Origin of the sequence: Affinundibacterium macrobrachii (genome assembly GCF_014652415.1) — a bacterium.
Taxonomy (GTDB): domain Bacteria; phylum Pseudomonadota; class Gammaproteobacteria; order Burkholderiales; family Burkholderiaceae_D; genus Undibacterium; species Undibacterium macrobrachii.
Map to the genome: position 1 here is coordinate 126220 of NZ_BMYT01000001.1, position 13522 is coordinate 139741.

General features: G+C 44.7%; 11 protein-coding genes. 4 read left to right on the top strand and 7 right to left on the bottom strand.

Translation table 11 applies throughout. The annotated features are described in order from the left end of the window. Positions 1-316: 316 nt before the first annotated feature. The 4 genes from ppsA to IE103_RS00595 all read left to right on the top strand — a co-directional run bounded on the left by ppsA (position 317) and on the right by IE103_RS00595 (position 5706). On the top strand, positions 317-2746 hold the full coding sequence (ppsA, locus tag IE103_RS00580) for a phosphoenolpyruvate synthase (RefSeq protein WP_189344086.1): 2430 nt from the start codon (positions 317-319) through the stop codon (positions 2744-2746). A 244-nt stretch (positions 2747-2990) separates the two neighbouring features. Continuing rightward, complete coding sequence (locus IE103_RS00585) at positions 2991-3425, top strand: NfeD family protein (RefSeq protein ID WP_189344087.1); 435 nt, start codon at positions 2991-2993, stop codon at positions 3423-3425. A 70-nt stretch (positions 3426-3495) separates the two neighbouring features. Then, positions 3496-4413: an SPFH domain-containing protein gene (locus tag IE103_RS00590; protein WP_189344088.1), complete on the top strand. Its 918-nt coding sequence runs from the start codon at positions 3496-3498 to the stop codon at positions 4411-4413. 288 nt (positions 4414-4701) lie between these two features. Then, positions 4702-5706, top strand: coding sequence for a DNA ligase (locus IE103_RS00595; RefSeq protein ID WP_189344089.1), 1005 nt, complete (start codon positions 4702-4704; stop codon positions 5704-5706). Positions 5707-5767: 61 nt separating this feature from the next. Here IE103_RS00595 and IE103_RS00600 read toward each other — a convergent pair whose 3' ends face one another. The 7 genes from IE103_RS00600 to dapD form a co-directional block, all read right to left on the bottom strand. Continuing rightward, positions 5768-6526: a substrate-binding periplasmic protein gene (locus tag IE103_RS00600; RefSeq protein WP_189344090.1), complete on the bottom strand. Its 759-nt coding sequence runs from the start codon at positions 6524-6526 to the stop codon at positions 5768-5770. Positions 6527-6845: 319 nt separating this feature from the next. Beyond that, the gene (locus IE103_RS00605; RefSeq protein ID WP_189344091.1) at positions 6846-8846 is read right to left on the bottom strand and encodes an ATP-binding cassette domain-containing protein; all 2001 of its coding nucleotides are present in this window, start codon (positions 8844-8846) and stop codon (positions 6846-6848) included. 103 nt (positions 8847-8949) lie between these two features. After that, positions 8950-9852 carry a 50S ribosomal protein L3 N(5)-glutamine methyltransferase gene (gene prmB / locus IE103_RS00610; RefSeq protein WP_189344092.1) on the bottom strand — a complete coding sequence of 301 codons (903 nt, stop codon included), beginning with the start codon at positions 9850-9852 and terminating at the stop codon, positions 8950-8952. A gap of 7 nt (positions 9853-9859) precedes the next feature. After that, complete coding sequence (gene dapE / locus IE103_RS00615; protein WP_189344093.1) at positions 9860-10990, bottom strand: succinyl-diaminopimelate desuccinylase; 1131 nt, start codon at positions 10988-10990, stop codon at positions 9860-9862. Positions 10991-10996: 6 nt separating this feature from the next. After that, the gene (locus IE103_RS00620) at positions 10997-11377 is read right to left on the bottom strand and encodes an arsenate reductase (protein ID WP_189344094.1); all 381 of its coding nucleotides are present in this window, start codon (positions 11375-11377) and stop codon (positions 10997-10999) included. Between the two features lies 1 nt (position 11378). After that, on the bottom strand, positions 11379-12524 hold the full coding sequence (locus tag IE103_RS00625) for a PilT/PilU family type 4a pilus ATPase (protein ID WP_189344095.1): 1146 nt from the start codon (positions 12522-12524) through the stop codon (positions 11379-11381). 87 nt (positions 12525-12611) lie between these two features. Further along, positions 12612-13439 carry a 2,3,4,5-tetrahydropyridine-2,6-dicarboxylate N-succinyltransferase gene (dapD, locus tag IE103_RS00630; RefSeq protein ID WP_189344096.1) on the bottom strand — a complete coding sequence of 276 codons (828 nt, stop codon included), beginning with the start codon at positions 13437-13439 and terminating at the stop codon, positions 12612-12614. Between the last annotated feature and the right edge of the window lie 83 nt (positions 13440-13522).

The following is a 13522-nucleotide window of genomic DNA, read 5'->3' on the forward strand; positions in this document are numbered from 1 at the left end:
TGAATTTGAAAAACGAGAGTGGAGATAAATTGTACTGTAAATGATCCACGCCAAGCTGTCCGTATGGTGAAATTGACAGTTTGTGTGCGTAAAATATATCAAGCAAAAAAATGCACAAATTTTTTCCATCAAATGTGCATTTTGCAGCGCACAAGGTAAAATGCATAGCAAAACTAGCGTTGTTGTTGGAAACAGAATAATAAGAAAGACCGATGATCAACCTATCCATGCAAGCCATTGCGCATTTCAATGCCTAGCGCAATACCTAGCAAGGAAGCAGTGCGAAAGATTTCTTATCATCAAAAAAGAGGTTGTTATGTCTAACGCAGCAAATATCGAGGCGGGCAGTGAATCTGTGTACGTTGCCTCGTTCGAAAACTTACGGATGACTGATGTTGATTCTGTCGGTGGTAAAAATGCTTCACTTGGCGAAATGATTAGCCAGCTTGCTTCGGCAGGTGTACGTGTTCCGGGTGGTTTCGCCACGACTGCTCAAGCTTTCCGTGATTTCTTGTCATACAGCGAAAATGGTGGTTTGCCATTGGCGCAACGTATTGCAGATCGTCTGGCATCTTTGGATATCGAAGACGTGAAAGAACTGGCAAAAGCCGGTGCTGAAATTCGTCAATGGATAATCGACACGCCTTTCCAACCACGTCTGCAAAAAGAAATAGAAGAGTTTTACAATAAACTGGTTGCTGATTCTACTGCCGAAATGTCATTCGCTGTGCGTTCCTCTGCTACCGCAGAAGATTTGCCAGATGCTTCATTCGCAGGTCAACAAGAGACTTTCTTGAACGTGGTTGGTATCGACAATGTGCTCGAAGCGATGAAACATGTATTCGCTTCTTTGTACAATGATCGCGCAATTTCTTATCGCGTACACAAAGGCTTCACACATGCAGAAGTGGCTTTGTCTGCTGGCGTACAACGCATGGTGCGTTCTGACTTAGGCGCAGCTGGTGTGATGTTCACGATTGATACTGAGTCTGGTTTTAAAGACGTCGTGTTCATTACTTCAAGCTATGGTCTTGGCGAAACCGTGGTGCAAGGCGCGGTCAACCCTGACGAATTTTATGTGCATAAGCCTATGCTCGAGCAAGGCAAATTGCCGGTGATTCGTCGCAATATTGGTTCCAAATTAATCAAGATGGAATTTACGGGCGAAGCAAAAGCAGGACGCTCAGTAAAAACGGTTGATGTGCCGATTGAATTGCGTAATCGTTATTCTTTGAACGATACAGAAGTAGTTGAACTGGCGAAGTATGCAGTCATCATCGAGAAGCACTATGGTCGTCCTATGGACATCGAGTGGGGCAAAGATGGTCGCGACGGCAAGCTCTACATTTTGCAAGCACGTCCAGAGACAGTGAAGTCACAGCAAAAATCGACCGACGCGCAACAGCGTTTTAAACTCAAAGGCACCGGTGCGGTGTTGGTTTCAGGCCGTGCGATTGGCCAAAAAATTGGCGCGGGTCGAGTTCGTGTGATCCACGATCCATCCGAAATGGAACGCGTACAACCAGGTGACGTGTTGGTAGCAGATATGACCGATCCTAACTGGGAACCAGTCATGAAACGCGCTTCGGCGATCGTAACAAATCGTGGCGGACGTACATGTCATGCGGCGATTATTGCGCGCGAATTAGGCGTGCCAGCCGTGGTTGGTTGTGGTGATGCGACTGATTTGTTGAAAGATGGTACTTTGGTGACTGTCTCTTGTGCAGAAGGTGATGAAGGCAAGATTTACGACGGTTTAATTGAAACCGAAGTGACAGAAGAAGTACGTGGCGAATTACCGAGATTGCCTTTGAAAATTATGCTGAACGTGGGTAATCCACAACTGGCATTTGATTTCCAATCTGTACCGAACGAAGGCGTAGGCTTAGCGCGCTTAGAGTTCATTATCAACAACAACATCGGCGTGCATCCAAAAGCAATTTTGGAATATCCGAATATTGATCCTGATTTGAAAAAAGCAGTCGAATCCGTCGCACGTGGTCATGCATCGCCTAAAGCTTTTTATGTTGATAAATTGGCTGAAGGTGTCGCTACCATTGCCGCTGCTTTTTGGCCTAAAAAAGTCATCGTGCGTTTATCTGATTTCAAATCCAATGAATACAAAAAGCTGATTGGCGGTACACGCTACGAACCGGATGAAGAAAATCCAATGTTAGGTTTCCGTGGCGCTGCACGTTATTTGGCGAGCGATTTTGCTGAGTCATTCGAGATGGAATGCACAGCAATGAAACGCGTGCGTAATGACATGGGCTTGACCAATGTTGAGATCATGGTGCCGTTTGTTCGTACCTTAGGTCAGGCAGAAAAAGTCGTCAATTTATTAGCCAAAAATGGCTTGAAGCGTGGCGAAAATGGCTTACGTTTAATCATGATGTGCGAAGTGCCATCTAACGCAATTCTGGCAGATGAGTTCTTAGAATTCTTTGACGGCTTTTCAATCGGCTCCAACGATTTGACGCAATTGACTTTAGGTTTGGATCGTGACTCTGGCATGGAACTGCTGGCAGCAGATTTTGATGAGCGCGACCCTGCAGTCAAAGCAATGCTGTCACGTGCAATTTCTGCTTGCCGTAAAGCTGGCAAGTACGTCGGCATTTGTGGTCAGGGTCCTTCAGATCATCCTGATTTTGCAGAATGGTTGATGGCTGAAGGAATTGAATCGATTTCTTTAAATCCTGATTCTGTGATTGATACTTGGAAGCAGTTGGCAACTGTCGCAAATTAGTAGATAACAAGATGTAGTCAAAATTAACCGCGAAGATTCGAGAGACTCTTCGCGTTTTTTATAGTTATTTCGTTATGCTGTCATAACAGTTGCTCAGAGTAGCCTTCAACAAAACAAGCGATAAAACATATTCGAATTCCCTCAACATCATTCCGTGTTGAGGGTTTTTTTGTTTGTAAAATACCGATGACAATTTGCTAGTTATCGGGCAAACTGTTGTAATTCTTATTAAGGAGAATAATCAATGGAAGCTTGGACATGGTGGTTGGTGCTAGCTGGTGTGGTCGTCATTTGTGAGTTATTTACCGGGACTTTTTATTTGTTGATGTTCGCAGTTGGTTTGTTTAGCGCATCGCTTGTTTCTTTATTTACGGACTCTACGCAACTACAAATGTTGATTGCTGCTGTGGTGGGCAGTGCAGCTACCTTGGCGCTACATAATAGTAAATACGGTTGGAAACAACGTAAAGAAGTGGCGACTGATCCGAACGTGAATATCGATATTGGTCAGCAATTAAGAGTCGATGAGTGGCAACAGCAAGGGAATGGAATTTCATTCGCAAGGGCAAAATATCGTGGTGCGATGTGGGATGTTGAGTTGCGTCATGCGCATGCTAGTGCAGGTTTGTTTGTGATTGAGGCGGTAGAGGGAAGTCGATTAATTGTGCGTCCAACGTAAATTTGTGTGCTCGGTGTGACTTGGTTGAAGTAAAAAATGATGTTGGTTTAAATAAAAAAAGGAAAATGAGATGGAAAATTCAGGCTTTGTCGTATTAGTTTTATTTGTGCTCGCATTGGTTTTCATCATGAAGACAATTAAAGTGGTGCCACAACAAGATGCGTGGGTAGTTGAGCGCCTTGGTAAATATCATGCGACCTTAGCACCGGGTCTCAATATTGTCGTGCCGTTTGTTGATCGCGTCGCGTACAAGCACGTCTTGAAAGAGATTCCGCTCGATGTACCACCACAAGTTTGTATCACCAAAGATAACACGCAGCTACAGGTAGACGGCATCTTGTATTTTCAAATTACAGATGCGATGCGCGCTTCTTACGGTTCGTCAAATTACATCGCTGCAATCACGCAGTTGGCACAGACTACGCTGCGTTCAGTGATCGGTAAGATGGAACTCGATAAGACGTTTGAAGAGCGTGATCACATCAATACAACGATTGTGAATGCTATCGATGAATCGGCAGCGAATTGGGGTGTCAAAGTATTGCGTTATGAAATTAAGGATTTGACGCCGCCGAAAGAGATTTTGCATGCAATGCAAGCACAGATTACGGCAGAGCGTGAAAAGCGTGCTTTGATTGCGGCTTCCGAAGGCCGTAAGCAGGAGCAAATTAATATCGCCACGGGTGAGCGCGAGGCTTCGATTGCCAAGTCTGAAGGTGAAAAACAAGCGTCGATTAATCGTGCCGAAGGTCAAGCAGGCGCGATCCGTGCAATTGCAGAAGCGAGTGCTGATGCGATCCGTCAAACCGCTGCTGCGATTCGTGAACCTGGTGGTGAAGATGCGGTGAATTTGAAAGTGGCTGAGCAATATGTTGCAGCTTTCGCGAATTTGGCGAAAACCAATAATTCCATCATCGTTCCTGCCAATATGAGTGATATGAGTGGCTTGATCGCTAGTGCTATGCAAGTGGTGAAGGCGCAGAAATAATTCATATTTTTGAACGCAGATTTATAGATTGCCTTGCTATAGATTGCTTAATGATGAATTGAATAGTGTAGATGATTTATTTATGTCCGTTCCAGTCTGTTTAGTCGATATCGATATTCAAATTTGACAGTCCTATCGCCAGTCTGAGTGAGGAAATAACTGCAAAGCCCCAACATGTCGTTTCGTGTTGGGGCTTTGTGTTTTGGCAACATTTCTTTCAATTTTATTGTTATTTTAATTAAAAATTTTTACACTTAAAGTCCATTCAATGGCACGTGAGAACTAAACATGTTTTTTCATCGCTTTCAATCTGTTCTGAGTACATTAGGTCGTAAGCAGTATTTTAAAGCTGAATTACTTAAGGGCTGTAATTCAACCATGCCGATGCGCCGCTTGCTGCTGTCAAGCATCCTAACAGTTGGGGTCATCTCCGGAAAAGTGTTTGCCGCGTCAAGCCAAACTAGTGAGGCGAGTGAAGAATTGCCGGCATCGAAGAAAACATTCAATTCGACCTTAGCTTTAGTCCTGCCTAAGACAATTTCATTTGCAAAAGAAATAGAAGGGGAAATTGCTAGCTTTCTGATCAGTGAGAAGCTTGACGGTGTCAGAGCCTACTGGGATGGCAAACAGTTATATTTTCGTAGTGGTCGCATAATTAATGCGCCTAAATGGTTTGTCGAAAAATTTCCAGATCATCCTATGGATGGTGAACTCTGGATTGGGCGCGCGCAATTTGAAGCATTATCTGGCGCAGTGCGGCGCCAAATTCCACAAGATGAAGAATGGCGGAAAATTCATTATTGTTTATTTGAGTTGCCACTTGCTAATGGGGACTTTCGAACCCGTGTCGCTGCCCTAGAAAAATTGGTTCATGTTGTTCGTATACCTTGGTTGAGTGTCATTCCTCAAGAACATTTATCGACAGTAGAACAACTTGAGACAAAGTTGAAACAGATCGTTTTACGAAAAGGCGAAGGGCTTGTTTTGCATAAAAGCGATGCCTTGTTTCAATCGGGACGGTCTGCTGAAGTTTTAAAACTTAAACCTCAGCACGATGCGGAAGCAAAGGTGATTGCGATTTTGCCTGGACGTGGGAAGTATGACGGCATGATGGGCGCGCTATTAGTCGAAACGAAGGGCGGACAAAGATTCAAATTGGGTACTGGATTTGATGATGCCATCAGAAAAAATCCACCGCCCGTAGGAAGCTTGCTTACCTATCGTTATCGGGATTTGACAGGAAATGGCTTGCCGAAATTTGCGAGTTTTATTCGTGTGTTTCATCCGGAGTAGGTATTCGGCTGTATTTCTGTCAGCCGTAGAGCTGGCGACTCACTGGCTCTCAACAAGGGCTTTATTCGACCATATATTTCTTTTTTAATGTGTCGATTAAGCTGGTAGTCTTTACCTTATCAAATGCCAACCGAATTTTTCTGATGGTGATGGGGTCACATTTTTTATTGATGGCAAAGTAGAGTTGAAATTCGTCATTTAAAACATACACTGCTTCCATCGCGTCTTTGGGGTAGGGCAACTGACTTAGTTCATAGTTTGCACCGGCTCTCGTAGCGAGGATCAGGTCGACCCGCTTAAAGAATAGTTTTTTTAGGTTCGACGCGGTTGTCGGTGCTTCGTCAATTTGCTTGCGTGGGAATAGGCCTCGATCCATGACCAGCTTGAGACTGGAAGTATCACGCACGATACTGACCGTGTACTTCTTTAAATCCTCTTTACTATTGATTTGAATATCTTTGCGTTCAGCCAGTTTGAATAGCCATAATTTTCGTGTTGCAACTGGGCCTATCCATTCGAAGTTTTCTTCGCGTTCTGGCGTTCGGGTGGTGGTATAGATAAGGCTATTTGCTTCTTCACTCGCCTGTTGAAAAGCACGATTCCAGCTCATTAATTTGTAACTTGCGTCGATGTCTGCTTCGCGCAAGACGGCTTGTAGCAGTTCGGTCGAATAGCCTGTTAGCTTGCCGTCTTTTTCATAACTATAAGGCGGCCAAGATTGCGTGTAGACGTGCAGCGTTTGGGCTTGTAGCAAGCTTGCTGCAATCACAAGTGATATTGCCAAACTAATTTGAGACAACCGCCAGCGAAGTTCGCGCATTTTGCTCTTAATATCAGAAAATTGATGCCTTATGGTAATGCTGAATCAGGCGATAAGCAAGAAAGCTGTCGATAACTTGCTATGCATAAAAAATTCAACTGATATGAAGAGACTTCCACACAACATACTGCGTGACCGGACTTTGTAGAGGCGATGGCAGCAAGTAACTTAGATGCACTAGCTAAGACACCGTAGCATCGTGATGTTTTTCTATCTAAACAATGATCAAGTCCGGCACTTGCACAGAGGTCCTATTTATTGGTTTTACATGTCTTTCATTTATGTGCTTGATGTCAATTATTGCAGCAATGCGCAGCGACTAATTCGCTGCTTCTAAAAACTCCTGCTGTTCCAACCAATCCGCCTCCAATTGATCTAGCTCTTTGACCACATAGGCTTGATCCAATAGGAGATTTTTTAACTTCTCTTTGTTGACGTCGTCGTAAATTGCACTATCTTCGAGTTGCTTGCTGTAGTCTTCTTTTTTGAGATTGAGTTTAGCCATTTGCTCTTCTAAGCGTTTAATGCGCGCCTCGATTGGTTTGCGTAGCGCTGCAATCCGTTGACGTTCTTCGGCATCTCGACGCTTGCGTTCTTTGTCATCAATAGGTGCGCTCGGTACTGGCTGCGTTTGCGGTAGTGCGCTTGCTTTTTCTTTTGACTTGCTTGGCAATGCAGTTGGGTTCGCTGCTGCAGCTGCTTGTTCTAATTTGGTTTTATACAGCCAATCTTTGTAGTCGTCTAAGTCTCCATCGAATGGTAAGAGCTTGCCGTCGGCAACAATAATAAATTGGTCGGTCGTGGCACGTAATAGATGACGATCATGTGAGACCACCACCAAGGTTCCTTCGAATTGAGCGAGCGCCTCGGTCAATGCTTCACGCGTTTCTAAATCTAAATGGTTGGTCGGTTCATCGAGTAATAACAGGTTAGGGCGCTGCCAAACGATCATCGCCAATGCTAAGCGTGCTTTTTCTCCGCCTGAAAATGGCGCGATTGGGCTGGTGACCATGGTTCCTGGGAAATTGAATCCACCCAAAAAATTACGCAATTCTTGCTCGCGTACATCGGGTGCAATATGTGCCAAATGCCACAATGGCGATTCGTCATGTCGCAACATTTCTACTTGATGCTGGGCGAAGTAGCCTATCGATAAACCTTTGCCCGTCGTAATCGACCCTTTGAGTGGCGCTAGCTCACCGACGATGGTTTTGATGAGCGTTGATTTACCCGCACCGTTGATTCCAAGTAGACCAATGCGCTGACCGATTTGCAGCGAAAATTTCACGTCGCCGACAATTTTCTTTTCGGTAAAACTGTGATCAGTTTGTGACTCCAGTCGATAACCACAATCGACATCGTCCATCACTAACATAGGATTCGGTGCGCTTAAAGGCTCGCGGAATTCAAATGAAAATTCAGCCGCTGCACGCAATGGTGCCAGTTCTTCCATTTTTTCCAATGCTTTGATACGGCTTTGCGCTTGTTTTGCTTTTGATGCTTTAGCCGCAAAACGATCAATAAACGATTGCAGATGTGCGCGTTTGCGATTTTGTTTTTCAATTGAACTCTGCGCTAGAATCAATTGCGCGGCACGTTGACGTTCAAACGCAGAGTAGTTACCTGAATAGCGTTTTAGTTGGCGTTCATCGATATGCACGACGACGTTGACAACACCGTCTAAGAAGTCTCTATCATGCGAGATGATGATCAAGGTTCCTTCGTAACGTTTCAGCCAATCTTCTAGCCAGATAATGGCATCCAAATCCAAATGGTTGGTTGGTTCATCGAGTAGCAGCAAATCAGATTTGCACATCAAAGCTTGTGCTAGATTCAAACGCATGCGCCAACCACCGGAGAAGCTCGCTACCGATTGTTCCATTTGTTCCAGTGTAAAACCTAAGCCCAGTAATAATTGTTCGCCACGTGAGCGTACCGTGTAGGCGTCTGCATCAGCTAAGGCACCATATACCTCACCAATCGCGATGCCATTATCGTGTGATTCTGGTTGTGCTTCCAGCTCTGCTAATTGTGCTTCTAATTTTCGTAGTGTGACATCGCCGTCAATCGCGTAATCAATCGCGCTGCGTTCGAGTGGTGGCGTCTCTTGTGCGACATGTGCCAATTGCCATTTGGCTGGAAATTCTATGCTGCCTTGGTCTGGGTGTAATTCGCCTCGAAGCATCGCAAACAGGCTGGATTTACCTGCGCCATTGGAACCAATCAAGCCGATCTTGTCGCCAGGATTGAGTGTGACATCGACGCTGTCAAAAAGTGGCTTGGTACCGCGGGCGAGGATGACCTGTTGAAGACGTATCATAAATAACTAACAAATAGAAAAGCGTAGCGAACTACAAAAATAAAAATGCTCAAAACGCTTTATCAAACGTTTTGAGCGATAAGGCAAAGAGCAAGAACAGTGCTTAACTAGCGTCTTGTAATTGTTCTGCGGTGAGCAGGAAAACCATATCATCACCTGCGCTGGTCGATAGCCAAGTTAAACCATATTCAGCGAATGCTTCTTCGGCGAACACACGTTCATTGCCAATCTCGACCATTAAAATACCATTTGGCTTGAGTCGTGATGCTGCGCCCGCCACGATTTTGCGCACTAAATCCATACCATCGTCACCGCCGGCTAGAGCGATTTGTGGTTCATGTAAATACTCTTTGGGCAGTTTGCTCATTGAATGTGAGTTCACATACGGTGGATTGGTAATGATCATGTCGTATAGCTTGTCTGGGACATTGGTGTACAAGTCAGATTCAATCAAGGTAATACGATCTTCTAATTCATAAGTGGCGACATTTTTAGCTGCGACTGCCAATGCATCTTTAGAAATATCCACCGTATCAACATGTGCATTTTCAAAAGCGTCCGCCAACATGATAGGCAAGCAACCAGATCCAGTGCAAAGCTCTAGAATGTCGGTGACTTCTTCGGGATCTTGTACCCAAGGTGTAAAGCGCTCAGGAATTAATTCTGCGATAAATGAGCGTGGCACAATCACGCGCTCATCAACATAAAAGTTATAAGTGCCTAGCCAAGCTTCATTCGTAATATATGATGCCGGAATACGATCTGACGCACGACGCTCAATGACAGCGATTGCAGCATCAATTTCGTGTGGTAATAGGCGTGCATCCAAGAACGGTTCAATTTTATCGAGCGGTAACTTTAATGTGTGCAGCAATAAATAAGCGGCTTCATCCAAAGCATTGGCACTGCCATGTCCAAAAAAAAGTTGTGCTGTGTTAAAGCGCGTTACTGCGTAGCGCAATAGGTCTCGCAGTGTTTGGAACGGGAGCGTATTTGCATTCGTCATAGCATTCTTAGCCTAATAAAAGATTTTCCAGCGCGCGGCGGTAGATGTTTTTGAGTGGATCAATGTAGCGAACTTCAATATGCTCATCAATTTTATGGATACTGCCATTCGGTGGCCCAAACTCAACCACCTGTGGGCAAATTTTGGCAATGAAGCGTCCATCTGAAGTACCGCCAGTGGTGGATAACTCGGTGGTGACGCCCGTTTCATCCTGAATCGCTTTCGCCAAGGCATCACTTAAATTGCCTTTGGGTGTTAAGAAGGGATGGCCGCCAATTGTCCATTTTAGATCGTACTTCAGTTGATGCTTATCGAGTATGGCATGCACACGTTGTTGCAATCCCTCTGCTGTACTCGCCGTGGAAAAACGGAAATTAAAATCGATCACGACTTCACCAGGTATCACATTCGATGCACCAGTGCCTCCATGAATATTCGAGACTTGCCATGAGGTGGGTAGGTAATATTCGTTGCCCTGATCCCATACTTCATTGACCAAATCATTGAGCGCAGGAGCGACCGTGTGAATCGGATTTTCTGCCAATTGTGGGTAGGCGATATGGCCTTGAATACCTTTCACGGTGAGCTTGCCAGACATCGTGCCGCGACGCCCGTTTTTAATGGTGTCACCAAGCACTTCACTGGAAGTCGGTTCGCCAACGATGCAATAGTCGAGTTGTTCGCCACGTTCTTTGAGTTTATTACAGACGACGACCGTGCCATCAGTAGCAGGGCCTTCTTCATCGCTCGTAATCAAGAATCCAATCGAACCTTTGTGATCGGGGTGTGCTGCTACAAATTCTTCTGTTGCAATGACAAATGCAGCGATGGATGTTTTCATGTCGGCTGCACCGCGTCCAAATAATTTGCCATCACGATGTGTAGGCGCAAATGGCTGCGATTGCCATTGTGTGACTGGACCTGTTGGAACAACGTCGGTGTGACCAGCGAAGACAACTAGAGGTTGACTCGTGCCGCGACGCGCCCAAAGGTTCGTCACGTCATTCGATTGTATGGTTTCACATACGAAGCCCAACGGTTCTAATAAACTGATTAAGGTATTTTGGCAGCCTTTATCTTCTGGTGTGACAGAATCAAGAGTAATTAATTGTTCAGTCAATGCGAGCGTTTTACTCATAAAAACTTACTTTTCAAAAAAAATGGAAGAATAGAGTTGATCGTTGAAGCCAACACCAACATAGTCGAGCTGATCGTCGCCGATTTGTAATACTGGACGCTTGATCAAGGACGGATTTGCTAAGACTAAATTCATCGCGCCAGCTGGTGTTTCTGCCTCATTTTTTTGTGCATCGGATAGTGCGCGCCAGCTTGTTCCTTTACGATTGATCAGCGTTTCAAAGTTTATTTTCTTTAACCAAATATCGACTTGCGCAGCGCTCAATCCGTCTTTTTTGAAATTATGAAATTCAAACGGGATCGATTGTTGTTCTAGCCAAGTGCGTGCCTTTTTGACCGTATCGCAGTTAGGAATTCCAAATAAGGTGATGCTTGAAGATCGGTTCATATTACATATTTAAATTAAATTCAGTAAAGGTCGCTTCTGTGTGGCGTTCGGGCTCAGGCTCGGCTTCGGCCGCTGCTTTTTGGGCTAATGCAGCGTCATTGTTGAGTAACCATAAAAGATTGTTCGCAGAATCCGCATTCGCGAGACCTTCTTCTTGGGTAATTAAGCCGTCTTTAATCAATTGCAGTAAGGCGCGTTCAAAGGTTTGTGAGCCCGGTGCCAAGCTCTTTTCAATCGCTTCTTTAATTTGGAAAATATTTCCTTGCTCGATCAATTCGGCGACATAGCGCGTGTTGAGCATAATTTCAACAGCTGGACAGCGACCACCGTCTACCGCTTTAATTAATCGCTGTGAAATCACTGCTTTGATTGCAGAAGCCAAGTCGAGTAAAAGCGCGCTACGATTCTCAATTGGGAAGAAGCTGATGATACGATTTAAAGCTTGGTAACTATTATTCGCGTGTAATGTGGCGACCACTAAATGCCCAGATTGTGCGTAAGCGATCGCTGCCATCATCGTTTCTAAATCACGGATTTCGCCAATCAAAATGACATCAGGTGCTTGACGTAAGGAGTTGCGTAATGCCGTCTTCAAACTGTCTGCATCCGTGCCAACTTCACGCTGATTCACAATAGATTTTTTGCTTCTAAACAAATACTCGATTGGATCTTCGATCGTCAATATATGACCAGTTTTGGTCTCATTTCGATAATCAAGCATAGAAGCAATCGAAGTCGATTTTCCTGAACCTGTCGCACCGACCACTAGAATTAATCCACGCTTTTCCATGATTAATTCAGATAAAACTGGTGGTAGGTGCAGCGATGAAATGGCAGGGATATTGCCAGGGACAAAACGGAACACCGCTGAGGTCGATCCACGTTGTCTAAACGCAGACAAGCGGAATCGACCAACGCCAGCCATGCCGATACCCACATTGAGTTCGTTTTCGCGTTTGTATTGCGCTATTTGTTCGGCAGATAAAACTTCACCAAGCAAAGCCAAAATATTATCTTCATCCATCTTCTGTTGATTGATGGGAAGCAGATTTCCATTGATTTTTAAATGTATCGGCGAGTTGATGGCGAAGAACATATCGGAAGCGTTCTTGTCCTTCATCAACTGAAACAATCGATCCATTGCCATGATAATTCCTCTACGAAAATAAAAAGGATGAAACCTGAACTTTTAATACAATGACTTCGCGTTGGCTAAGGTGCTTGAATTGGCGAATTAAGCGCCGCGCAATAATTCGTTGATGCTGGTTTTTGATCGCGTTTGTGCATCGACACGTTTTACGATCACAGCGCAATACAAACTATATTTACCACAAGCAGATGGCAAATTACCAGAGACAACGACCGAGCCTGCTGGGATACGACCATAACTAACTTCGCCTGTTGCACGATCATAAATTTTGGTTGATTGACCAATATACACGCCCATCGAGATTACCGAATTCTCTTCAACGATCACTCCTTCGACTACTTCAGAGCGCGCACCGATAAAACAATTGTCTTCGATGATGGTTGGATTGGCTTGCATAGGTTCAAGCACGCCACCGATGCCTACGCCACCAGATAAATGCACATTTTTTCCAATTTGCGCGCAAGAACCAACGGTGGCCCAAGTATCAACCATAGCGCCTTCATCGACATAGGCGCCAATGTTGACGTAGGAAGGCATTAACACAACATTTTTGCCGATAAAACTACCACGACGTGCGACTGCAGGTGGTACCACGCGGAAGCCGCCTTTTGCAAAATCTTCTGCCGTATAGTTTGCAAATTTTGTAGGAACTTTATCGAAAAATTGCATGTGATCGCCAGATGGCATGACGATGTTATCTTCGAGGCGGAAAGACAATAACACGGCTTTCTTTACCCATTGATTGACTTGCCATGCGCCATCTAATTTCTGCGCTACACGCAAACTGCCGGAGTCGAGTTGTTCGAGCACATGCGCAACTGCTTCACGTAATTCTGTTGGTGCATTCTTAGGTGAAAAATTTGCACGGTCTTCCCAAGCTTGATCGATGATGTTTTGTAATTGCTGTGTCATGAGATTGTCGATTAAAAGTAAAAAATTGAAAGTGATTTTTGAGAGCGATTTATGAGAACTTGTGCGCTAATAAGGAACAGTTA